The sequence below is a fragment of the Oscillospiraceae bacterium genome (assembly GCA_034925865.1).
In the GTDB taxonomy this organism is placed as follows: Bacteria; Bacillota; Clostridia; order Oscillospirales; family SIG627; genus SIG704.
The window spans coordinates 57,884-82,727 of the sequence record JAYFRN010000009.1 but is presented as its reverse complement, the minus strand read 5'-3'; the positions used below and the strand labels follow the sequence as shown (position 1 = coordinate 82,727).

The window sequence follows — 24,844 nt, the reverse complement described above, 5'->3', positions numbered from 1 at the left end:
ATTAAGCAGCGCTGATTTTTCCGATTTTCTCTCCCGTGTGGAGCTTACGAACGATTTTTTGGAATATGATAAAAAACTCATTCAAAAGCTTGCCGATGATAAGACGCTGCTCGAAAACAAAAAGGCGGAGCGCGAGGTGGCCGTACAGCGTTGTAATGAGATATTGAAACAATCGGAAAATAAAAAGATCGAACTTGACCAAAAGATATCTGATGTAAATACACTTATAAATAATTTAAAATACCAGGAAGAGTATTATAAACAGCTCGCCGATCAGGATGCACAGGAAGCCAAGGATCTTAAAGATCTGATGACGCTTCTGCAAAAACAGATTGATGAAAAAGCAAAATATGAAGGTGATATGCGCTGGCCGCTTCAGATTGTGTCGGACGGCTCGAATTACATAACCAGCAATTACGGATACCGCACTCACCCTGTCACCGGCGAAACGGAGAGCTTTCATAACGGAATAGATATCGGGACAAACGGCGCTTCGCCTCCGGTTTACGCCGCGAACAGTGGGAAAGTAATCTACGCCGCTCCAAAAGGTACATACGGAAACTGCGTCATTATAGATCACGGCAGCGGGATTTCGACGCTTTACGCGCATCTTTCCGTAATTAAAGTTAAAAGCGGAACAACCGTAAAAAAAGGCGATCTGATCGGTTATGTCGGCAGCACTGGAAGGTCGACCGGAAACCATCTCCATTTTACAGTAATGCTGAACGGTTCGCCCGTATTTCCCGGCGACTACGTAAAAATACCATACAAATATCCGGTGAAATAATAATGAAGAGAATTAACAGATGAAACGTAAAATATCAATCGGAGCCTCGATTGCTTTGATGTTAATCGGCGCGGCGATAACCTTCCAGCTGACATATGTATATGTCGGCCGCTCATATGATGATAAAATCACCGAGATAAACAATGCAAGATCCGATTTTCAAAAGCTCGCGAATGTTGATGAAATTGTTCGGGAACTGTATGTCAAGGATATTGACGAAACCAAGCTGTCCGACATGATAATCAAAGGATACATCGCCGGGCTTAACGACAAATATTCAAGCTATCTTACCAAAGAGGAATATGCGGAATATACGGCAAGCTTCAACGGCGAGGTCTGTGGAATAGGAATAAATGTTTCTTATAACAAGATTACCGGCGAGATTTATGTTTACGATGTCGTAAAAGACTCGCCTGCTGATAAGGCAGGTATAAAAATAGGAGACATGCTGTATAAAGTCGGAGACGAATATGTTTCCGATATCGGGCTTTATTCGGCCGCCAACAAGATTAAAGGCAACGCGGGCACTGCTGTCACGATTTCGGTCATGCGCGATGAAAAGGAATATGCCTTTACGGTTGAAAGAGCTTCAGTGCATCGTGACAGTGTTTCGTATAAGATGATATCCGACAGCATAGGATATATTGCGATAACGCAATTCGATCTTAACGCCGCCGAGCTATTTAAAACAGCCGTCGATTCGCTTATATCCTCCGGCGCGAAGGCGCTTTTGTTTGATGTAAGAAATAATCCTGGCGGAGATTATAACGCCGTATGCGATATTCTCGATTACCTTCTTCCGGAGGGACCGATTGTGCGCACATATAAAAAGGACGGCACGGAGGATGGCAGAGACAGCGATGCCAACGAGATTAAGCTGCCTATGGCGGTGATAACAAACTCATCATCGGCTTCTGCTTCGGAGCTGTTTACCGCGGCGCTCAAGGATTATAAAAAGGCACGCTCATTCGGAACAACAACTTATGGCAAGGGGACTGTTCAATCTGTATATAAGCTGCCTGATCTTTCAGCGCTTATTATTTCTTCACAGCTTTATTGCCCGCCTTTTTCTGAAAATTTTGAAGGTAAGGGCGTAACACCGGATGAAACAGTTGAGCTGTCGGATGAAAAGCTGTCAAGGTTTTATTTTCTAAATGAGGATGAGGATGATCAGCTTGTGGCGGCAAGAAATTATCTGGAAACCGCTATTGCTAAAAAATAGCGAAGAAAGTTCAGTATGAAATATCTGCAATTAAATTATTAACAATTATATCAGGAGTGGATAATATGCAAACAAAATATACCTTTGTTACGGAAGAAGGTCTTAATCAGCTCAAGAACGAGCTTGAATACCTTAAAATCACGCGGCGCCAGGAGGTTGCCGCGGCTATAAAACAGGCGACTTCGTTCGGAGACCTTTCCGAAAACAGTGAATATGATGAAGCGAAGAACGAGCAGGGAGAGGTTGAAAAGCGCATTGCCGAAATCGAAAAAATGCTCGACAATGTAAAAATAATATCCGCCAACGCGACTTCCTCGGTGGTTTCCGTCGGTTCAAAAGTTAAAATATTCGATACCGAGCTTGAAGAAGAGGCATCATATCAAATAGTCGGTTCCACAGAAGCCGATCCGTCAAATTCGCTCATCAGCGATGAATCACCAATCGGCAAGGCACTATTAAACAAAAAGCCCGGCGACCTTATCGAGGTCATCACGCCCGGCGGCGTAATTAAGATCGAACTTCTCGCCATACTTTGATATAACCGGAATTTTAGAAAGGCAAAGACATAAAGATGACCGAAGAACAAATTTACAATCCCGCAGAGGAACTGTCAGAAGCAGAAGAGGCACAACAGCTGAACGAGCTTCTCCGTATCCGCAGAGAAAAGCTTTCGGAGCTTAAGAATGCGGGAAATGATCCTTATCTCATTACACGTTTTGACGTCACGGCTTATACCGCGGATATAAAAAACAATTTTGATGAATACGAAGGCCGTGAGGTGTCCGTTGCCGGACGCCTTATGTCGCGCCGTGACATGGGTAAAGCGAACTTCATTGATATATCCGATTCAAAGGGACGCATACAGGTGTATGTCAGAATAGACGATGTCGGGGAAGATACGTTCGCCGCATATAAAAAATGGGATATCGGAGATATTATAGGGCTGTTCGGAAAGGTATTCCGCACCCGCAGAGGTGAAATTTCGATCCATTGCGAAAAAATCACGCTGCTTTCAAAGTCGCTTCTTCCGCTTCCTGAAAAATGGCACGGATTAAAGGATCAGGATTTGCGTTACCGTCAGAGATATGTCGATCTCATCGTCAATCCGGAAGTTCGGGATGTATTCGTAAAGCGTTCGCGTATAATTACCGAGATAAGAAGCTTTCTGAACGGCAGAAATTTCATGGAAGTCGAAACTCCGGTATTGCACAACATTGCAGGAGGAGCCGCGGCTCGTCCGTTTATTACGCATCACAACGCGCTTAATATTGATCTGTATCTGCGTATAGCCCTTGAGCTTTATTTAAAGCGTCTTATTGTCGGGGGCTTTGACAGAGTATACGAAATCAGCAGGGTGTTCCGCAACGAGGGAATGGACACACGCCACAATCCCGAATTCACGCTGCTTGAGCTTTACCAGGCGTTCACGGATTACAACGGTATGATGGAAATAACCGAATCACTTTTCCGAAGCGTCGCGAGAGCGGTCTGCGGCAAGACCGTCATCGAATTCAACGGCGTGGAGATTGATCTCGAAAAGCCGTTTGAACGCATCACGATGAGCGATGCCGTACTTAAATACGCCGGCGTCGACTTTACGAAGATAACCACGGTCGAAGAAGCCCGCGCCGCCGCGAAGGCTCATGACATCAAATACGAAGAGCGTCATCTCGTCGGCGATATCCTAAACCTTTTCTTTGAGGAATATGTTGAAGAAAAGCTTATACAGCCCACATTTCTCACAGGTCATCCGGTTGAAATATCTCCTCTTGCTAAGCGCATGCCTTCCGATCCGTCGCATACGGAAAGGTTCGAGCTTTTCATTCTCGGAAGCGAATTTGCAAACGCCTTTTCGGAATTGAACGATCCTATTGATCAGCGCGGCCGATTTGAGGCTCAGGCTGCCGCAAAGGCCGCCGGAGACGAAGAGGCCTGCGATATAGACGAGGACTTTTTGACAGCTCTCGAATACGGCATGCCGCCTACGGGCGGACTGGGCATCGGCATAGACCGTCTTGTCATGCTGCTTACCGATTCACAGTCGATAAGAGATGTGCTTTTGTTCCCGACGATGAAGCCGGAGCTTTAATTTTATTAAATCCAAGCAAACAATACACAGCGTAACGTATGCGAAAGGAAAGAGGTGCAGCTTTGAATGTCAATAAAATGACCTTCCGACAAAAGGTTGAAAACTATTGGTACCATTACAAATGGGTGACTGTTGCCGGGATTTTCGTGGTGGTTTTCATCGTGGTTTGCTCTGTGCAGATGGCGATAAAAAAGGACGCCGACGTGACTTTTATGTATGCCGGGCCGGCATCGGTAAGCTATCAGCATCTCGATGACCTTAAGACCTCCTGCAGGGATGTCCTTCACGATTACAACGGCGATGGCTCGATAAATGTCAACTATATAGAATACTCGATTTATACAGACAGTAATGGAGATGTTCTTTTCGACAATCAAATGAATACATTTGAGATGTACCGTCAGCAGCTGCTTGCCGGCGACGCTCAGATATATCTACTTGAAAGCACGTATTACGACGATCTTCTTGATGATGATCTTCTTGTTCCGTTTGTGGAATTTATGGACGCGGCTCCTGCGGACTCGTATGACGCGTATTCGTATATGCTGGGCAATCTCGACATATACAAGCTTCCCGGATTTGATCAGCTTCCCGCAGACACAATCATATGCTTGCGCTCAAAGCAGACAATCGGCATAAGCGAAAACGAAGCGGAGGAAAGATATCAGAACGCTCTGAAAGCATACAAGGATATAATTTCGTTCAAGCTTCCTGAAACATCGGCACAAACCGGAACGCAAACTGAAACAGATACCGGTTTACAGACCGAAACTATAACCGGGAAATAAGATCGGCATAAATCGCGATAAAAGCGTGGCGCCGCTGCATTGACGATTGCAGCGGCGCCGATTTGGTTATAAAAAGTACGCGGCAAGAAACTTATGATAAGAATAATAGAAAGACGGTATGATAATGCCATATTATAATTACAATAATCACGCCTGCTGGTATGAGGAGCACGGAGAAGGCGATCCTCTTCTGATGCTTCACGGCAATACCGCGTCATCCAGAATTTTCGACGGAGTATATGAACTTTTCACAAAAAAATACAGAGTAATCCTGATCGATTTTCTCGGCCACGGTCGTTCGGACAGAATAAAGAGCTTTCCCGATGATCTGTGGTATGACGAGGGAATGCAGGTCGTTGAGTTTATAAAGCAGAAAAACATAGGTAAAACATATATGATAGGAAGCAGCGGCGGCGCGCTGGCTGCCGTAAACGCAGCGCTTGAGGCGCCGGAGCTGTTTATTAAGGTCATCGCGGACAGCTTTGAGGGCGAAACGCCGATGCCATCCTTTGTCGAGACCGTGGAATGTGATCGAGAAGCGTCTAAAGCCAATCCCGGAGCAAGGGAATTTTATATCAGCATGCACGGTGAAGGATGGGAAAACGTCGTGGATAACGACACGCACGCCGTGACCGCGCACGCAAAAACCATCGGTAAATTTTTTCACAAGCCGTTTTCAATGCTGAAAACAGACATTCTCATGACAGGGAGCCGTGAGGACGAATACACCGCTCCGATTGCGGCGGATTTTTATGATAAGATCTATGCTGGGCTGATTCAAAAAGCCGGGCACGGTAAAATGCATGTGTTTGAGCATGGTGGGCATCCCGCCATTATAACTAATCCGGATGAGTTTTTCCGTGTTGCGTGCGAATTTTTCGGTGAGAGATGTTTTTAAAGCATACACATAAAAGAAAGGGAGAAGGGAAGCGTTTATGTTTTTGATATTCGGCATAGATCAGGCGAGAAAACAGCTTAATTCTGACCGGAATGTAGTTTGCCCCGTGTGCGGGGCGTTCGGGCATCTGAATTTATGGGTTGAATATACTTATTTCATGCTTTTTTTCATCCCGATTTTCAAGTGGAACAGGCATTATTTCGCGCGGCTTTCATGCTGCGGAGCGGTGTGCGAGCTGGACACAGAGCAAGGGCGTGATATTGAGAGGAAAAGGAAGAATCTAGATTCAATAGATATTTCGTCACTGAATTTCACGCGTCCTGGATTTCAATCCGGAGTTTGGAGTTGTCCCGACTGCGGATTTGAGTCTGATGATAACTTTTCGTTCTGCCCGAAATGCGGGAGGAAGTTTTGATATAAAAACGCGCCCGCCGCAAACAAGAGGAGAATTTGTTTGCGGCGGGGTTTTGTGGGAGATTAAACGTTATATATTAGTATAATGGCTAACAAACATTTCAAATCTATAATTTTATAGACGGCCAGTCTGTATTTGTGGTCGTATAATCGTTTAATACCCGACATAGATAGGATGATACAACATAATAATCTTCTATAGAACGATGTAGTATATACATCGCAGGTGGTCTAAGTATTGAACCAAAAGTGGATATTGTAGTAATACTCGGTGAGATACGATGTGTCATTTGATTCCTGTATTCATTAAGAAATGCATGATTACCGAGCCAAGGATTCTTATCTGTATTATTATCTTCTTCATCAAAATATGATATAATATCTTTTGCTATATTAAAAGAATTTTCATAATATCTAAAATACTTATTATAATAAATTTTTTCAGGTTTTTGATCTGTATGAAAAATTATATTACATATCTGTGCCAACAAATCCCATAAAACACTAATTCGAAATACAATATTTTCAATATGGTATAAAGCTATTATATCCATCTCACTTGGCTTAGATAGTGGATTGTATTCATCTAGTGTTTCTGGTAAGTTATATTTTGTTGTTTCTGCAAATGCGTATTTGATTATACGATCTATGTCAATAATAGTATCGTATATCGCTGATATAGCAAAATATTCATTTATGCCTTTATCATTGCTAACAATTGATAGAATGGATTTTCCATTTCCCAAATTTATTTTAAAAGCGTTTGGAGTGTATATTATAGACTCAATTAATTTTTCAAGGTACATGCAGTCTTTTTTCATGATTAATTTACCATCTCCCATATGTCAAATTATAGCACAAAAAAGAAAAAAATCAATTGTTTTGCAATTGATTTTTTCTAAAAACTATGGCACCCCCGGCGAGAATCGAACTCACGACTAGTCCTTAGGAGGGACTTGTAATATCCACTTTACTACGGGGGCATAAGGACACCGCTCTATTTTAACAGCAGAGCGGGTATTTGTCAATATAAAAAGCCAAAAAACCGCCCGAAGGGGCGGTTTTTATTTGCGGTTCATTGAATACGTGACAGGAATCAGACGATTATTGCAGAACGTAAATTGCCGCAATTATCACGACGAACACTATAGAAATGATCGTGGTGAGCTTTGAGAGCAGCGCGTCCTTCGCCCGGCCTTTGCTTTTTCCGTAAAATGTTTCGGCAGCGCCGCCGCCGATGGCGTTTGACATACCGCCGCTTTTATCGGATTGAAGCAATATAAGCACGATCAAACAAACGGCAAAGAATATGAGAAAACAACTAAGGACAGTTATAAATGTTCCCATTTGTTATATTTTTGCCTCCTTGTATTTTTATCGGTCTCTGAATCAGTCGCTGATATAGGGCAGAATGGCAATCTGGCGCGCGCGCTTGATTGCGGTGGTGAGCTGTCTCTGATGCTTTGCGCAGGTGCCGGTAATCCTTCTGGGAAGGATCTTGGAGCGTTCGGAAACAAATTTACGAAGCTTATTGGCATCCTTGTAGTCGATATGTTCTATCTTATCGGCGCAGAAAGCGCAGACTTTCTTTTTTCTTCTGTTCATCGGCCTGTAGCCCGATGATCTTGGAGCTTCCTTATCCATGTTAAAACCTCCTTGTTATAAATGAAATGGAAATGTCAAAAGGGAAGATCGTCGTCGGTGGACATTTCCTCAAAGGCGACGTCCTTGGGACTTGAGCTGTACGGAGAGGGCGCGGAATTATTTATCGCGCCGCCCGCAGCGTTGTCCGCTTTTTTCTCGACAAAGGAGACTTCTTCGGCAACGACCTCGGTGGAATATCGCTTCTGACCGCTTTGATCCGTCCAGGTGCGGGATTGAAGCGAACCGCAGACGAGAATCGATTTGCCTTTTGTGAAGTACTTTGTGATAAATTCCGCGGTGGAACGCCAGGCAACGATGTTTATAAAGTCAGCCTGTACCGGATCACCCTGTTTTGCAAAGCGTCTGCTTACCGCGATTGAAAAAGAGGTAACGGGAATACCGCTGTTTGTCTGCTTCAATTCGGGATCGCTTACAAGATTTCCTATTAAAATGACCTTGTTAAAAGCTGCCATGACATCCTCCTGAATTATTCTTCTTCTTTTACGATTACAGAACGGAGCATACCGTCGGTAATCTTGAAAATTCTGTCGAGTTCCGCGGGAAAATCATGACCGCAGGTAAATTTGATGACCATATAATATCCGTCTAAAACATCGTTTATCGGATATGCGAGTCTTCTCTTTCCCCAATCGGCTACGTCGTCAATCGTTCCGTTGGCAGCGATCAAAGCTTTGAACTTGTCACATATTGTAGTGACGGCTTCATCGCCAAGCTCGGGATTTACAATAAAAACGGTTTCGTATTTGGATTGCAGTTTTTCCATGTTACTATTACACCTCCTTTTGGACATAAGGCCTCGCGCGGCGCCGCATTACCGTTATCGAATAAATCCGTCAGGCGCGAAGCAAGAAGAGCGGTATTTAACCGCCATATACCATAATATTATAAACAAGAACGTATGCTTTGTCAATAGCAAAGAAAAAAATATTATGAATTTTGCAAATATTTTACGCAAATTTACAAGATATAATTCCATTGTATAAGTTGAAATGGAGGTTAGTATAAGAAAAAGCTGCGATAGGAATAAGAGCTAGAAAGAAATTCTAAGCATGAATTCGAAAAGTGTATTCTCGAAATGGAAATTACAGAGAAAATAAATGTGAGAAGAAAAATAAATATTCAAATAAGCATGTATTTATGCATATCGATTGTTTAAAATGTAATAAGCAGTTGAAAATACGCATAAAATAATAATATAAAACAGATAATTGTGAGCAAAGTATGTATAATAGGGGAATAAAATATAAATTAATATTGACAAAATCAACATTTGGCATTAAAATATTTCCATATACCTATAATAATCCGCGAATTTGATAAAAACGCGGAAATTTGACTAATGGAGGACAACTATGAAAGCAACCCCAAGACGCATTATAACGTTCATTTTAGTTTTGTCAATGTGCTTTTGTTCCTTCGCGGCATGCGGCGGAACCAAGGGACCGACCGCTCCGACACTCGAAACTCCCCTTGTTGTCGCATATGACCCATTTTCCGCAAAATTCAGCCCGTTTTTCGCGGATTCCGCATATGATCAGGATGTTGTAGACATGACTCAGCTGCAGCTTTTGACAACTGACAGATCAGGAGGCATAGTATACAACGCCATTGGCGGTCAAACCGTCAAATACAACGGCACTGCCTATAATTATAAAGGCATTGCCGATATAAAGGTTAGCATTGACGAAAAGAAAAACACGACCACATACCGCGCAAAGATTAAGAGCGGCGTGAAATTCTCCGACGGTCAAGAATTTGACGCCGATGATGTAATATTCACATATTACGTATTTCTCGATCCGTCCTATGTCGGATCAACCACTCTCGGCTCCTATAATATAATCGGGTTAAACGATTATCAGACTCAGACCACGAGCGCGGTTTATGACAAATATCATACCATCGCTGAAAAAATCTACGCCGCCGGCAAGGATCACAAATGGGCATCTTCCGACGAATGGACAGAAGAACAGCAAACAGGATACTGGGATCTGATCGCTGAATCCTGGAAAGAAGACCTTCAGGGAATAGTAAACTACTGCGTCGGTAAATACGCCGCTTCTTATGCTGAAGGAGAACTCGGCTTCACAAGTGATGAAATCATCGCAAACGAAAAGCTTCAGATTCCGTTTGGAATGGTTATGTGGGGATTTGCTACTGCGGAAAAAGACAGTGACAAAAAAGCCACCGGAAAAATCACCGCGGGCGGAAAGACATATGATCTTAAAAACAATCAATACCCGACAATAGATGATTTATATGCAGTGGCATACGGCGCATACAACGGCAATCCGGAAGAATATTGGGCGACAGAGCAATATTCCGGAGATGCAACCGACGTTGTCGGCCCGACATACAACAAATTCATCCTTAAATTCGGCTCAAAAGACGAAGCAATGGGCGGCACGGGCGTGCCCAGCATTTCCGGAATAAAGAAAATCGACCAGCGCACAGTCGAAGTTACGACCAACGGTTATGAGGCTCCTGCGATTTATTCGATATTCGGAATATCAATCGCTCCGCTTCATTATTACGGAAACGAAGCCCTATATGATTACAAGGCAAACAAATTCGGTCATGAATTTGGCAATCTTGATATAGTCAAGGCCAAAACCAACAGCCCTATGGGCGCCGGCGCTTATAAATTTGTAAAATACGAAAACAAAGTAGTGTATTTCGAAGCGAACGAAAATTATTACAAGGGCTGCCCGAAGATTCATTATATTCAATTCAAGGAAGTAGGCGAAGCCGATAAGATAACCGCTTTGCAGACAGGCGCCGCCGATGTATCGAATCCGTCCGGCAGCAAGGTCAAATTCCAGGCTATCAGAGACACAAACTCCAATAAGGAGCTAACCGGTGACATTATCACAACAAACTCCGTGGACAATCTCGGCTACGGCTATATGGGAATAAACGCTTCTACCGTTCTTGTCGGCACCGATCCCGCTTCCGATGCCTCCAAGAACCTGAGACGCGCGTTCGCAACACTTTTCGCGGTATACCGTGATGTATCCATCAACAGCTATTACGGCGATGCCGCCGCGGTAATCAATTACCCGATATCCAACACTTCGTGGGCTGCTCCGCAGAAATCAGATGCCGATTACGAAGTGGCGTTCTCCAAGGATGTAGACGGCAAACCGATTTATACCTCCGATATGGATGCCAACGCAAAATATGAAGCTGCTTTAAACGCGGCGGTCGGCTTCCTTAAGGCAGCCGGCTTTACCTACAGCGAATCCACAAAGACATTTACCGCAGCTCCCGCCGGCGCGAAGCTCACATATGAAGCTCTTGTCCCGGGAGACGGAGTGGGCGATCATCCTAACTTCCAAATTTTGTCCAACGCTTCCAATGCCCTTAAAACGATAGGCATTACTCTGACAGTCAACGATCTGACCGATTCCACGGTTCTCTGGGACAGGATTGACGCTGGAACCCAGGAAATCTGGACTGCCGCATGGAGCGCCACGATCGATCCCGATATGTATCAGATCTATCACAGCTCGGGAATAATAGGCAGAAACGGCTCTGATTCCAACCATTACCACATCGACGACGCAAAGCTTGACGAATACATTGTCGATGCGCGCAAATCTGCCGATCAGTCGCAAAGAAAAACTATATACAAGGCATGCCTTGATATAATAATTGACTGGGCTGTTGAAATTCCGTCTTATCAGAGACAGAACGTAATAATATTCTCGACAAACAGAGTTAAAATTGATACCTTGACTCCGGATATCACGACATACTGGGGCTGGATGCATGATATAGAGCTGCTTGAAGTCGTGGAAACAGAAACACCTGTAAATACTGCCGAATAATCAAAATAACACAATTTCTAAAGAAAGCCTGCCTTATGATAGGCGGGCTTTCTTTGAAATAGTCAGGTAAGGAAGTCTTTATGCGAAAATTTTTAATCAAAAGGCTGCTTTTGTGCGTTTTGATATTGTTTCTGGTTTCTATCATAATATACGCGATAATGCGCAGTCTCCCAACGTCATATGTAGAACGTGTTGCTCGCGAGCGCTCCGCGCTTCCGGGAGCAAAAAGCTTTACCGAAATATTAAGTCAGCTTCAGGCCGTTTATCATCTTGACAGTGATGTCATCCCGGGCTATTTCGGGTGGCTGGGAGAGATAATAAAGGGTGATTTCGGAGATTCCTGGGTATATAATGTTCCCGTTGTCCAGAAATTCAAGGAAGTAATATGGGATTCATTCTGGCTTTCGTTTGTTTCCTTGCTCCTTGAGTTGGTCATTGCCATTCCGCTCGGAATTCTCGCCGCACGCAGGCAATACAGCAGAACCGATTACGCAGTGACTGTTTTTGCGCTTATCGGGATATCTCTGCCATCGTTTTTCTTTGCGACGCTTTTGAAGCTTATATTTGCAATAAAGCTCAACTGGGTCGACCCGGTGGGAAAAGTCGGGCGCTTTTACGATCAGCTCAGCGATATCGGAAAATTTTGGGATGTGGTACAGCATTTTATCCTCCCCGTCGCCACCCTTACAATTGTGAGCATAGGGTTTTTAATGCGTTATACGAGGACGAATATGCTTGAGGTGCTTAACTCCGACTATATAAGAACAGCGCGCGCGAAAGGGCTGCCTGAAAAAACTGTCATAAACAAGCATGCCTTCAGGAACACGCTTATTCCCATTATAACCATAGTCGGCGGCACGCTTCCCGGGCTTTTCAGCGGTGCGCTTATAACAGAGCAGCTGTTTGCCATTCCTGGTATCGGATATACGGCGTACAACGCGATGGTGCAGGGAGACATACCGTTCTCAATGTTCTATCTGCTGTTTCTGGCAGTATTGACGCTGGTCGGCACACTGATGGCGGATATTCTGTATGCTGTTGTTGATCCGCGTGTCAGAGTAAACTGAGAGGAGGGAAGCACAAAATGCTGAAAAATGACCGAAATAAAAATGGCGAAAATAAAACAAACGATGATATTAATGACGAATCGGGACATATAAGCGAATCGTCTTCTCTTGACGACGAACAGCGAGTAAAGCTCCTCTCTCCGGGAATGCTTGTGGCAAAGCGATTCATCCGCAACCGCCTTGCTGTGCTTGGACTGATAATTATTATAATAATGTTCACATTCGCTTTTATTGGAGGCATAGTAAATCCTTATGGAGAGGCCGAGCAATTTTTTAAAAAAGAAAAGGCTGTCGCGAATTATGCCGGAGCGACATTTAATAATACGCTTTACTGGATCGCTAAAAAAGGAATTGAAAGCGAAAGCTTCGGAAGTATAAACCGTGTTGATCTCGCAAAAGCAATTGAAGCGAAAAATGAAATATTTAATACCCAGATTAAATCCAAAACAGTCACCTTCAAAATAGAAAAGCTCGGAGAGGATTCATATAATCTTCTCCGCCTGAAAACAGAGGTGACCGTCAATACCATTGCCGGCAAGAACGAGTTTGAACCGGCCGCTGATACAAAAATCGTTGTAGATGACCGATTCAAAGAAGCGTATGAAAAAGCTGTATCCGATAAGAAGACATCAATGGTGTATGACGGAACGGAGTATTTGCTTAAAACCGCAAAACGCGAAAGCTTTGTATTTACTTATGAAGGAGCTGTCATATTATCCAAATCCGTAATTTCATTTGCTGATCCATTGTCAGTAAATTCATACGAGCTTCAATACAACACGATTAAAGCGCTTACTGAAGGCGTCTCTTCATTCGGGCTTGACGGAAAAGAATATTCAATACAGCACGATAATGACTTTGACGCTTATAATTTGAGTCTTAATGGCAAGCCATTCGCACGCATATCAAAATTCATTGTGACCCCATATTCACAGGATATATTTCTGTCACTGGAATACAAAACGGAAGTATACAAAGCGATTGCCGCCGATCTGAAGGAATTTTCATTTACAGATGCGGACGGTGCCCGGGCGGTATATTCGATCACACGCAAAGAAATGGAATACTCAATAAAAACCGAACGTGTCACCGATCTGCTTGATTCGTATGCATTTCCGTCCGCAATGCATCCGGTCGGAACAGACGGAAACGGGATGGATATGCTAGTCAGGCTTATGTACGGCGGACGCGTTTCTCTTGTAATCGGCTTCATAGTGATTTTCATTGAGGTTTTCATGGGCGTGATCATCGGCGGTCTGTCCGGGTATTTCGGCGGCTGGATCGATACAGTATTCATGCGTTTAGTTGATACCATGAACTGCATCCCTACGCTGCCGCTTTACATAATACTGAGCGCTTTTTTAAGTACGCTTCAGATAACAAACGGGACACGAATCGCTCTTTTAATGGTTATTCTCGGAATAACAGGGTGGACAGGGATCGCAAGAGTCGTAAGAGGACAGATTCTTTCTTTACGCGAGCAGGAATTTATGACCGCGACAGAGGCGACCGGCCTTTCCGTAACGAGAAGAATATTCAAGCATCTTGTCCCAAACGTCATTCCTCAGCTTATCGTATACGCTACAATGGGTCTCGGCGGCGTTATTCTTACCGAAGCGACACTGAGCTTTTTAAATCTCGGCGTTAAATACCCCTACGCTTCGTGGGGCAATATAATAAATGCCGTCAACGATCCTTATATTCTCGGCAATTATTGGTTTGTATGGATACCGGCCGGTTTTTTGATATTGATCACGGTGCTCGGATTCAACTTTATCGGCGACGGACTTCGCGACGCCTTTGATCCTAAAATGAAAAGGTAGGTGAGCGTTTTGGCAAACGAGAAAAAAACAGTAAAAAGCGTAAACTACCTTTCCGCGAAGGAAGTTCGCGCGATATCCAGAAAAAACAGAAAAATAACAAATGAACTCGAAAAAAAGCGAAGCAGAAAAAAATATAATATATCTGAATTTACCACAGAGATGAAAAATCCGGACAATGTCGTAGAATATGATGATCTTCACACATATTTCTTTACTGATATAGGCACTGTTAAGGCTGTTGACGGGGTTACCTTTGAGGTTCCGAAGGGAAAGACTGTCGGAATTGTCGGGGAATCAGGCTGCGGCAAATCGGTGACAAGCCTTTCCCTGATGCACCTGGTTCAGCGGCCGCAGGGTCAGATAGTAAGCGGAGCGATCCGTTTTGACAGCGGCGACGGAGTCTACGATATAGCAAAGGCTCCCACTAAGTTTATGCAGACGATCCGCGGCAATAAAATATCAATGATCTTCCAGGAACCTATGACGAGCCTGAATCCGATATTCCGTATAGGGATGCAGCTCGACGAGGTCATTCTTCTGCACAATAACGGCATGTCCAGAGAGGACGTGAAAACGCGTTCAATACAGATGCTGGAGATGGTTGGCATCTCAAACGCAGAGGGTGTTTATAAAATGTACCCTCACGAGCTGTCCGGCGGCATGCGCCAAAGAGTCATGATCGCCATGGCGCTTTCATGCTCGCCAAAGCTTATTATTGCCGATGAGCCGACGACCGCGCTTGATGTGACAATTCAGGCGCAGATACTTGATCTTTTACGCGGGCTTAAGGACAGGATTAATTCAAGTATAATGCTGATCACCCATGACCTCGGAGTCATTGCTGAAATGGCAGATTTTGTCGTTGTCATGTATGCCGGAAAGGTCGTGGAAAAAGGATCAGCATTGGAGGTTTTCAAAGACCCGCGCCACCCGTATACGATCGGTCTTATGGAGAGCAAGCCGGTAGTAAACAAACGCGTTGAAAAGCTTTACAGCATTCCTGGAAAGGTTCCCAATCCGATAAATATGCCCGATTATTGTTATTTTAAAGACAGATGCAATAGATGCGGAGAAAAATGCTGCGGAAAATATCCTCCCGAAATAAAAATTACCGAAACGCACTATGTGTCATGCTACCTGTTTGATGCCGCGTCAGGTGAAAACGGAAAGGAGGATAAATAATATGGCTGAGCTTCTTGCTAAGAATGTGTTTACACCGATCAAGCATGATCCGGAAAATCTGTTGGAAGTAAATGCTCTGCGCACTTATTTTCCGATCAAGGGCGGTATGTTGTCAAAAATCTGCGCATATGTGAAGGCGGTCGACGGCGTTACTTTTTCTATAAAAAGAGGTCAGACCATGGGGCTTGTCGGCGAATCCGGCTGCGGTAAAACGACGATCGGCCGCACCATTCTGCGGCTGACGCCGAAGACCGACGGACAGGTTCTTTTTGATGGCAGAGAGATTTATGATCTGTCAAAAAAAGAAATGATAAAGCTCAGACCGAAGATGCAAATCATCTTTCAGGATCCGTATTCAAGTCTGTCGCCTCGTCTTCCTGTCGGTGAAATAATCGGAGAAGCTGTCAGAGAGCATAAAATCGTGCCGGAAGCGGAGTATGATTCGTACATTACGAAAATAATGAACGCTTGCGGACTGAGGACATATCACAAGGACAGATATCCTCATGAATTTTCCGGCGGACAGCGTCAGAGGATATGTATTGCCCGCGCTCTTGCGCTTAATCCGGATTTTGTTGTTTGCGATGAGCCTGTTTCAGCTCTGGACGTTTCGATACAGGCCCAGATAATCAACCTGTTGAAGGATCTTCAGAATGAATTCAAGCTGACATATTTGTTCATTTCTCACGACCTTTCGGTTGTAGAGCATATTTCCGATACTGTCGGAGTTATGTATCTCGGCAATCTTGTCGAATTCGGTACAAAGGATGAGATATTTTCAAATCCTCTGCATCCGTACACAAAGGCGTTGTTCAGCGCGATTCCGGTTCCGGATCCGACCGTAAAGATGAATCGCATAATTCTCGAAGGCTCGATCCCTTCGCCCGTAAAGCCGCCTTCCGGATGCAAATTTCACACCAGATGCGGATACTGTACCGAAAGATGTAAATGTGAAAAACCAAAAACAATAGATATCGGCGGCGGGCACACGGTAAGCTGCCATTTATATGATAAATAATATGTCAAAAAAGCATAATAAATACGAGGATGATGACGGGAGAGTCATCGCGAATATGAATATTGATGGAATGCCGGATTCGTCGCGGCACTTCATCGGTTTTCTCAAGGCGTATAAAAAAAAGAAAGATCATTCTGCCGTAGAAACGGAAAAGGCAGCTGATTCTGCCAATGAGCCAGAAAAAATGACACGGCGGGAGTCTGTGGGAATGGTGCTTAACGCTATGCTCGCCGGGCTTGTCGTGGCGCTGATATTCGGACTTATAGGCTTTCTGATAATATTGTTCTGCACAAACATATGGTTTGTATAAAATTCCGGTAAGGGAAAAAGGTCATTAATAATATGATAAAGGGTAAAATTCTGATAGCTTCCGTTTTTGTGTTTTTGGCGGCATGTATAGGCGCGGTGATATTCGCTGTTGCCGACAGATACGATTATTACTCATATGAAAATGAGCTTACTGCATATACAGCCGATGCAATCACAAACAGCTCGTGCTATTCGGTTGTCAGAGATGCCGGCGGAACCGAAAGTATATTTCATTTAAACGGGCAGAATACCGAGGTAATGCGCTCTCTTTTCACCATAACGGAACGCAAAAGACTTTACATTTCGCCGCGATATGAATCTGCCGAAAAGATTGAGGTATATTTATCATCGGAGGCAAAGCTGACGGTTATCCCGAAAACAAACGAGTCCGAAGCTGGCGGTGACGACGAGGTTTACCTGATTACAAAGCTTGGGAATAAAAGCCGTGTTTATTATCTGAGCAGATATCGGGTGATGAGCAGATTGATGGAGTTCGTAACTCAAGACGCAAAATACGGAACCAACGAAGCGGTTAACAGACTTCCGGAAGGATATTGATCGCGTAGGGGAGACCCTTGCGGTCTCCCGAGCCCTTGCGGATTACCGATACCGATTTGAGGAAACAATGAAACACACTATATTAATTATTTCTGTTTTAGCTATATCCTTGTCGATAATATCTTCATGTGACATGGTTAATAAACCGCATGAAACACTTGATACCGCACAATCATTAACCGCATTGGAAGCTTCTTCCGATCATGATACGGCGTCCGGTACAGATACATATATTCCCGAAACGTATTTCACCGAAACTGATGCGGCAGAAACTGATACATCAGAAACATATATAACTGATACCAAGACTGAGGAGGAACCGTTAATTGAGGTTGATGTTGCCGCGTCTGAGCTTGGTGAATATATAAACGATATCAGTGAGGACGACGCATATCAAGGTAAAAGCCTGAAGCTGCGTATTACCGATGCGGACAGAGCTGTTTTAACTGCCATCATTCACGATAACACGGCTTTTTGTTCAGACATCGTTGCAAAGGGCAGCAGCGTGCATTTTGAAAACCCGATTCAAATGTACGGTAATTTTGAGTTTGCTGTATTTGAAGCCGACGGCGTTGTGGTCATATCGAAGCTATATTATAATTTCGGAGATACCTTTGCTTTTTGGGAAGGCGGAACGGGTGAGATACATACTTCATACGATCAGAAAGAAGACACCACGACCTCGTTATACCGCGATGACGACGGGCATCTGAAATATTTCCGTATGGCGAAAAAGTTCGACGCGAATCAATTTGTTTACGGTGTTCTGTACATTTGCACAGGTCGAGACGAATTCTACAGCGAATATGGCTCTGCTGAAGTGATAAATAATAAACTTAAATTCAATGCGGAGAAAACTTATACGCTTTCTGAAAAAGTTGATCTTGACGCGTTGTTTGATAGCTGGCGTAGAAGTGAATGCAAAGATAGGAATTATGAAACGCTCGATGAATGGATTGAGGCAAATAAAAGCATGGAGCCTAAGCAGTAAGATAAAATATCCTTGCTTACTTAAAAATGGAAAGCATTTATATCAATTTTTTACGGTGCCTTTGTATGGCGCCGTATTTTTAATTATACTTTGTTTTATAAGAGAAAAGCCCATATACCAGAGTCTTTTCTCTATTTGAGCGGTAATTATTTAAATACTGAGCCCCTCTTATTCTCGCTTCCGAAAATTCACGCCGCGGTATTGAAAGTGAGAACGCGATGTGATAGAATTATTTATATGTTATGCTCGGAGGAAGACCGGGATTTTTCACGCTAATGCTTGAAAGGGGAATTATAATGATTTTCGATAAATCATATGCTGCGAATTTGTTTGATCCCGTCGGCAGCTGGTCCGCGGGGTTAAAAGTTTTCGGCGCAGACACAAACAATGAATTTTACTGGGGGGAAAACCGTCCGTTCCGTTCCGCTTCGGTCATTAAAATGTATATTGCTTTGGCGGTATTGACTCGTTTTGAAGAAGAAAAAATTGAGATAGATGAATACACCTCCGGGCTTTTAGAAAAAATGATTACCGTAAGCGACAATGATGCCACAAATATTTTAATTAAAAAATACGGATTCGAATATATAAATTCAATTATCGCTTCGCACGGCTTTTCAGGTACGTCACTCAGGCGCATCATGCTCGACTTTGACGCGGTCGCAAGAGGTATTGACAATTTCACCTCAACCCGAGACTGCGTGAGGTTTTTGGACATCGTTGTAAACGGTGGCTTCGGAAAGAAAAAGTCGGAGGCACTCCTATCCCTGCTCAGCCGACAGCGTCATCTTGACGGACTGCCGGCTAAGATCCCGTCCGGCTTGTTTTTTGCCGGCAAAGGCGGAGAACTTGACCCGGAGCCCAAAAAGGGCGGAGTTGAAAACGACAGCGGATTATTTACGAAGGACGGAAGAACTATCATTCTTTCAGTTTTTATCAGCGATGTTTATGAACCTCAAAAGGCATTAGATGCAATTGCTTCTTTTGGCAAAGCCGCACTGACCGAATATAAATTTATATAATATCAATGTATACTGGAGATTTTTTTGTGAAGATTACTCATTATGAAGTCACGCCGCTCACGGCGAAATTAATCACTCCTTTTAAAACAGCGCTGCGCGCCACCTCTGCCACCGACGGCATATGTGTAAGGCTGTTCGGTGACAACGGAAAATACGGAGTCGGAGAAGCCGCCGCGACTGCCGCAATAACAGGCGAGACATCCGCGTCAATCACTTTTTCGCTTACTAATATTATACTTCCTTCCATAATAGGAATGGATCTTTTCGACAAGACGGCCGTACTTGTAAAGATAAAGTCATGTATCCAGCGGAATACAAGCGCAAAAGCCGCCTGTGAAATCGCTTATTTTGATCTCTACACAAAGACAATGGGCATACCTCTCTATAAATATTTCGGCGCTTCAAAGCCGGTCAGTCTGAAGACAGATATAACGATTTCACTTGACACTCCCGAAAAAATGGTTTCAGACAGCGTGACCGCGATCGGACGCGGTTTTGATATACTTAAGCTGAAGCTCGGCGGTGACCCAAGATCCGATCTATACCGCCTTGAAGCGGTCAGAGAAGCCGTCGGAAAAAAGATTATCCTAAGGATAGACGCCAATCAGGGATGGAGCCCGAAGGAGGCTATATTTATAATAAATGAAGCTGAACGCCGCAATCTTGGCGTTGAGCTTGTTGAACAGCCAGTTAAAGCCGCTGACATAGAGGGCTTGGAGACGGTTTCTAAGGGTGTGCTCACTCCTGTGCTCGCGGATGAGGCTGTGTTCGGCATTTCCGATGCGATAGAGGTGATCAAGCGCGGCGCGGCAGATATGATAAATATTAAGCTGATGAAAACCGGAGGGCTCAACACTGCAGCCTCGGTTATCTCCATCTGCCGTGAATACGGAGTTCGGTGTATGATGGGATGTATGCTTGAAAATCCCGTCGGAGTGATCGCCGCCGCTCATCTTGCCGCCGCAAATGCGGATGTCGTCACAAAAATCGACCTCGATCCTCCTTTCCTTATAAGCGAAAACCCTGTTTCAAGCAGCGTTAAATTTGAAAAAGGAAATATAATTCTTTCCGACGCGCCCGGGCTTGGAGTCGAAATCAATTATGACCGTAAATAATTTGCTCCGTTTTACCGGGAATAAATCCGCAAAGTATAAGGAAAGTCAATATAAAATTATTTAATTGCCGAGTTATTAAAATACCAATTAAATAAGCCTTGTTTTATAGGAGAGAAAAGTGTATATACCAGAGCCTTTTCTCTCTTTAAGCGGTAGTTATTTAAATACCGAGTTAATAATAAATCAAACCTGAATACATAAAGGCAGCCTCTTTTAATTTTGTTGTAATTATTAGTTATTAGAGGTTCCTTAAAAAGAAAGGCGAATATTATGAAGCTTTTCAATCATAAGTCGCTGTCATGTTTGCACGAAAACACACTGCCTCCCCGAGCGTATTTTATTCCGTTTGAAAAAAAGCCCGTTCCAGGGGCTCCGCGCGAAGACAGCGCGTATTTTAAATCACTGTCCGGTGAATGGGATTTCTGCCATTATGACCGGATAGAATCGGTTCCGGATTCGGTTGTAAACGGGTTTGATTCATCATGCGAAGATATATGCAGCTGTGAAAAGCTCAATGTCCCTTCCTGCTGGCAGATTTCGCATCCGGTCCCCGGTGATGTTCCGCAATATTTAAACATGCAGTATCCTTTCCCGGTAAATCCGCCGGAAATACCGGATAACAACCCGGTCGGAGCATATTCGCGCGTATTCACGCTCGGAGCTGATTTTACGTCCAGAGAGCTTTATATCAATTTTGACGGAGTTTCGAGCGCATATTATCTTTACATTAACGGCAGATATGTCGGATACAGCACGGTAAGCCACTCCACATCCGAGTTTTTTGTTTCTCCGTTTGTCAAATCCGGAGAAAACCGTATTACGGTAATCGTAATGAAGTGGTGCGTTTTCAGTTATCTCGAGGATCAGGATATGTGGAGGCTGTCTGGTATTTTCAGGGATGTGTATCTTCTCGCGCACGCAAAGGAGCATATTACCGATGTAAGAATCAAAACCGATTACGACGATGACGGAGATCTTCCGCTCGGAAAGCTGACGATAGAACTCAAATCATGTCCCGCATCTTTGCTTGCTTCCGAGATTGTCCTCGAAAACCAGAACGGGGCAGTTCTCTGGAGCGGAAAATGCCCGCCAAATGAAAGTATATCGATTGTTCTTCCGGGTGTGTCACCATGGTCCGACGAATCTCCGGTTTTATATAATTTGTATATAACTCATTCGGATGAGATTATACTTCAGCGTATCGGCTTCAAATCAGTTAGCATCGTCGGCGGAGCGGTCATGATCAACGGTCGCTATGTAAAAGCAAAGGGCGTGAACCGCCACGATTCAGATCCGCTGCGCGGTTACGCAGTTTCTGTTTCGGATATGCGGCGCGACCTGCTGATTATGAAGCGCTTTAATGTGAACATGATCCGTACATCACATTATCCTCCGGATCCGCGCTTGCCAGAGATGTGCGACGAGCTCGGAATATACCTTGTCGACGAGGCCGATCTCGAAGCGCATGGAATGCAGACTGACGGAAGATGGAATGAGCTGTCAGATTCGCCGGAATGGAAAAACGCATTTGTTGATCGTGCTCAAAGGCTTTACGAACGCGATAAAAACCGCGCCGGCATCGTTTTCTGGTCGCTCGGCAACGAATCAGGCTGCGGAGCGAACCATTATGCCATGCGCGATTACATTCTCTCGCGTGATATGTCGGCTATTATCCATTACGAAGGCAGCTGCCTGCGTTATTCGGACGAATTTACTTCGCTTTCCCCTTTGGAAAGCACTATGTACCCGTCAATAGAAATGATCAGAAGCTATTTATCCGATCCGAAATTTGACAAGCCTTATTTTATGTGCGAATACTGTCACGCCATGGGCAACGGACCGGGAGATATTGCCGCTTACTGGGCTGAGATAGAAAATAACGACAGGTTTTTCGGCGGCTGTATATGGGAATTCTGCGATCACGCGTTGATTTATCCGCGGGAAAGCGAGAAATATAATTACGGCGGAGATTTCGGAGATTTTCCGAACGACGGAAATTTTTGTGTAGACGGGCTTGTGTTCCCTGACAGGACGCCTCATACCGGATTTTTGGAAGCCAAACAGGCATACGCACCCGTGAAATTCATGTATGATGAAGCCGTAAATGAGCTTACGATTGTATCGAAAAAGTATTTCACATCGCTTGACGGTGTGTCTCTCTATATAAATGCGGAAAGAAACGGTTTAAAAATATACGAAACACGAATATACGAAGTTGAAATCCCCGCTCTGGGGAGCGCCGTATACAGATTGCCACCCATGCCGGAAATGAAGGATGTCGGCGAATATTATTTAAACATTTTTTTACTGGAAGAAAAAGGCCGGGAGTGGCGCGCTCCGGGCGAAGGCATCTGCTCATATCAAAAGCATTTGAAATCCGTCCCTGAATTATCAGACGCGTCTTTGACTGTATACGGAAATACGGTATGTATTACGGTTGCACGCGGCGACGACAATTTATTGACAGTAATAAAGGCAGGGGAGGCGGAATATGTCTTTGACGAGTCGGGGGGAATGATCACGCGTCTGACATATGAAGGCAAGAAGCTAATCTGTGCCCCTGTAAAGCTTCAGATCTGGCGCGCTCCGACAGACAACGACCGCAATATAGTCAACGAATGGAAACACTTCGGATTTGACAAAGCCAGGAAACGTGTTCATGGAGTAAGCATGATTCATTGCGGCGACAGCTCTGTCGCCTTTTCATCTGAAATATCACTTTTGTGCGAGACAAAACCGTATATCCTGAAAGCACATCTCATTACTGAAGTTTCTGCTGACGGCTCCGCGTTGATTTTGGCAGAAGCCGATATTTCTCCCGATGCGCCGTTTCTTCCGAGATTCGGCTTTGAATTTGTGTCTCCGGGTGAAAACGGAAGGATGGAATATTTCGGCATGGGACCGTATGAAAGCTACGAGGATAAAAGGCTTGCTTCCCGCATGGGGCTTTTCGCATCCGATGTGAAGGATAATTTTATTCCTTATATAAAGCCGCAGGAGACGGGAAGCCATTTCGGAGTCCGATATGCGGCAGTAAAAGACGTATACGGAACAGGCATGAAAATAACGCCGTGCTCTGAAACACAATCGTTTTCGTTCAATGCTTTGCCGTATTCGCCGGAGGCAATTTCTTCTGCTTCTCATAATAAGGAGCTTAGATCTGATGGAAATATATATATTTCCGCCGACTACCGCGTTTCGGGGATAGGAAGCAACTCGTGCGGTCCTAAGCTGGATCCCAGATACCGTATAACCGAAAAGCACATATCCTTTGGAGTCCGTATAGAAGGAAAACACGGATTGATATTGAATATGTAAGAGATATGTCATAATTCATGTTCTGATGATATCGGTTGCATCATTAAAAAAATTATGATATAATTGTTTACGGTAGCAAGCCGAAGCCGCCACAAATTTGCGGTCCGGCGGAAAGGTATGACCAAAAAAATGAGTAAACATTCTTATATAAACCGTGTTGCTGCCATCGTATCCATTCTTGCAATAATATTAATTTTCGTTTCCTGCGGGTTTGAAACATATACGCCCGACAGGGGGAAAATCATATCCGAGTGTATTGACAACAGACAAAAACTTATAAAATGCGCCGAAGAGGTTTTAGCATATAAATCCGATGTATATATCTCCTCGACCGACAAATACCCGATCGAAGACAAAACTATCAATGGCTTGTACCGCGCTGATGTTGTCGACGGTAAAAATAAAAACATTTCTGCTATTGACAGCGAGAATGTCAGGACAGTTCTCGAAACATGCGGCGTAGTGTCGATAGCGGCGAATTCCGGTAAAAATTATTCGGTATGCGAATTCAGCTGCGGAGGCAGCGGGAGATATTATTTCGGCGTGTATTATTCTGTTACGGATGTCCCTGTATTTCTGAGTGATTTTTCAGTTGAGCTGATTAAAAGCGATGGAGGATTCATTTATAAATCCTCTGATGTGACCTACTATACCGAAAAAATAGCCGACAAGCTATATTATTACGAAGCAACATATTAATATAATTCAGGCATTTGCAAAATTTGCTTTCCGGTTTTTTATATAATTA

The 24,844-nt window shown here is 44.0% G+C and carries 24 protein-coding genes and 1 tRNA gene; 19 read left to right on the top strand and 6 right to left on the bottom strand.

What is annotated here, in order from left to right; all coding sequences use genetic code 11:
- From VB118_05635 to VB118_05605, 7 genes are all read left to right on the top strand, one after another.
- Positions 1-787, top strand: a 787-nt coding sequence (locus tag VB118_05635) for a peptidoglycan DD-metalloendopeptidase family protein (GenBank protein MEA4832082.1), incomplete at its 5' end; no start/stop codon positions are given.
- 19 nt (positions 788-806) lie between these two features.
- On the top strand, positions 807-2,009 hold the full coding sequence (locus VB118_05630; GenBank protein ID MEA4832081.1) for a S41 family peptidase: 1,203 nt from the start codon (positions 807-809) through the stop codon (positions 2,007-2,009).
- Positions 2,010-2,074: 65 nt separating this feature from the next.
- Complete coding sequence (gene greA, locus VB118_05625) at positions 2,075-2,545, top strand: transcription elongation factor GreA (GenBank protein MEA4832080.1); 471 nt, start codon at positions 2,075-2,077, stop codon at positions 2,543-2,545.
- Between the two features lie 35 nt (positions 2,546-2,580).
- Complete coding sequence (gene lysS, locus VB118_05620) at positions 2,581-4,098, top strand: lysine--tRNA ligase (protein MEA4832079.1); 1,518 nt, start codon at positions 2,581-2,583, stop codon at positions 4,096-4,098.
- A 62-nt stretch (positions 4,099-4,160) separates the two neighbouring features.
- Positions 4,161-4,886, top strand: a complete 726-nt coding sequence (locus VB118_05615) for a hypothetical protein (GenBank protein MEA4832078.1) — start codon at positions 4,161-4,163, stop codon at positions 4,884-4,886.
- A gap of 124 nt (positions 4,887-5,010) precedes the next feature.
- Positions 5,011-5,784, top strand: a complete 774-nt coding sequence (locus VB118_05610) for an alpha/beta fold hydrolase (protein MEA4832077.1) — start codon at positions 5,011-5,013, stop codon at positions 5,782-5,784.
- A gap of 37 nt (positions 5,785-5,821) precedes the next feature.
- A complete protein-coding gene (locus VB118_05605) occupies positions 5,822-6,199 on the top strand; it encodes a zinc ribbon domain-containing protein (protein MEA4832076.1) in 378 nt (125 codons plus the stop codon).
- Between the two features lie 106 nt (positions 6,200-6,305).
- Here VB118_05605 and VB118_05600 read toward each other — a convergent pair whose 3' ends face one another.
- The 6 genes from VB118_05600 to rpsF form a co-directional block, all read right to left on the bottom strand.
- On the bottom strand, positions 6,306-7,019 hold the full coding sequence (locus VB118_05600; GenBank protein MEA4832075.1) for a Cthe_2314 family HEPN domain-containing protein: 714 nt from the start codon (positions 7,017-7,019) through the stop codon (positions 6,306-6,308).
- An 87-nt stretch (positions 7,020-7,106) separates the two neighbouring features.
- Positions 7,107-7,181 (bottom strand) — tRNA-Arg (locus VB118_05595).
- 121 nt (positions 7,182-7,302) lie between these two features.
- A complete protein-coding gene (gene secG / locus VB118_05590) occupies positions 7,303-7,545 on the bottom strand; it encodes a preprotein translocase subunit SecG (protein ID MEA4832074.1) in 243 nt (80 codons plus the stop codon).
- A 42-nt stretch (positions 7,546-7,587) separates the two neighbouring features.
- Positions 7,588-7,842 (bottom strand): 30S ribosomal protein S18, encoded by a 255-nt coding sequence (gene rpsR, locus VB118_05585; GenBank protein ID MEA4832073.1) that lies wholly within the window; start codon positions 7,840-7,842, stop codon positions 7,588-7,590.
- A 35-nt stretch (positions 7,843-7,877) separates the two neighbouring features.
- Complete coding sequence (locus VB118_05580) at positions 7,878-8,315, bottom strand: single-stranded DNA-binding protein (GenBank protein MEA4832072.1); 438 nt, start codon at positions 8,313-8,315, stop codon at positions 7,878-7,880.
- A 14-nt stretch (positions 8,316-8,329) separates the two neighbouring features.
- Positions 8,330-8,626 (bottom strand): 30S ribosomal protein S6, encoded by a 297-nt coding sequence (rpsF, locus tag VB118_05575; protein MEA4832071.1) that lies wholly within the window; start codon positions 8,624-8,626, stop codon positions 8,330-8,332.
- Positions 8,627-9,215: 589 nt separating this feature from the next.
- On the opposite strand from rpsF, the gene VB118_05570 reads away from it, so the two are divergent.
- The 12 genes from VB118_05570 to VB118_05515 all read left to right on the top strand — a co-directional run bounded on the left by VB118_05570 (position 9,216) and on the right by VB118_05515 (position 24,795).
- Entirely contained in the window at positions 9,216-11,693 is a 2,478-nt protein-coding gene (locus tag VB118_05570; protein ID MEA4832070.1) for an ABC transporter substrate-binding protein, read from the top strand.
- A gap of 80 nt (positions 11,694-11,773) precedes the next feature.
- Positions 11,774-12,760, top strand: a complete 987-nt coding sequence (locus VB118_05565; protein MEA4832069.1) for an ABC transporter permease — start codon at positions 11,774-11,776, stop codon at positions 12,758-12,760.
- Positions 12,761-12,777: 17 nt separating this feature from the next.
- Positions 12,778-14,583, top strand: coding sequence for an ABC transporter permease (locus tag VB118_05560; GenBank protein MEA4832068.1), 1,806 nt, complete (start codon positions 12,778-12,780; stop codon positions 14,581-14,583).
- 9 nt (positions 14,584-14,592) lie between these two features.
- Positions 14,593-15,765: an ABC transporter ATP-binding protein gene (locus VB118_05555; GenBank protein MEA4832067.1), complete on the top strand. Its 1,173-nt coding sequence runs from the start codon at positions 14,593-14,595 to the stop codon at positions 15,763-15,765.
- A gap of 1 nt (position 15,766) precedes the next feature.
- Positions 15,767-16,783, top strand: coding sequence for an oligopeptide/dipeptide ABC transporter ATP-binding protein (locus VB118_05550; protein ID MEA4832066.1), 1,017 nt, complete (start codon positions 15,767-15,769; stop codon positions 16,781-16,783).
- Complete coding sequence (locus VB118_05545) at positions 16,773-17,093, top strand: hypothetical protein (GenBank protein MEA4832065.1); 321 nt, start codon at positions 16,773-16,775, stop codon at positions 17,091-17,093. Before VB118_05550 ends, VB118_05545 begins: the two co-directional genes overlap by 11 nt.
- A gap of 32 nt (positions 17,094-17,125) precedes the next feature.
- Positions 17,126-17,650 carry a hypothetical protein gene (locus tag VB118_05540; GenBank protein ID MEA4832064.1) on the top strand — a complete coding sequence of 175 codons (525 nt, stop codon included), beginning with the start codon at positions 17,126-17,128 and terminating at the stop codon, positions 17,648-17,650.
- A gap of 67 nt (positions 17,651-17,717) precedes the next feature.
- Positions 17,718-18,641, top strand: coding sequence for a hypothetical protein (locus VB118_05535; protein ID MEA4832063.1), 924 nt, complete (start codon positions 17,718-17,720; stop codon positions 18,639-18,641).
- A gap of 296 nt (positions 18,642-18,937) precedes the next feature.
- Complete coding sequence (locus VB118_05530) at positions 18,938-19,663, top strand: serine hydrolase (GenBank protein MEA4832062.1); 726 nt, start codon at positions 18,938-18,940, stop codon at positions 19,661-19,663.
- A gap of 26 nt (positions 19,664-19,689) precedes the next feature.
- Complete coding sequence (locus tag VB118_05525; protein MEA4832061.1) at positions 19,690-20,778, top strand: dipeptide epimerase; 1,089 nt, start codon at positions 19,690-19,692, stop codon at positions 20,776-20,778.
- 270 nt (positions 20,779-21,048) lie between these two features.
- A complete protein-coding gene (locus VB118_05520; GenBank protein ID MEA4832060.1) occupies positions 21,049-24,096 on the top strand; it encodes a glycoside hydrolase family 2 TIM barrel-domain containing protein in 3,048 nt (1,015 codons plus the stop codon).
- A 129-nt stretch (positions 24,097-24,225) separates the two neighbouring features.
- Positions 24,226-24,795: a hypothetical protein gene (locus VB118_05515; GenBank protein ID MEA4832059.1), complete on the top strand. Its 570-nt coding sequence runs from the start codon at positions 24,226-24,228 to the stop codon at positions 24,793-24,795.
- Positions 24,796-24,844 lie beyond the last annotated feature (49 nt).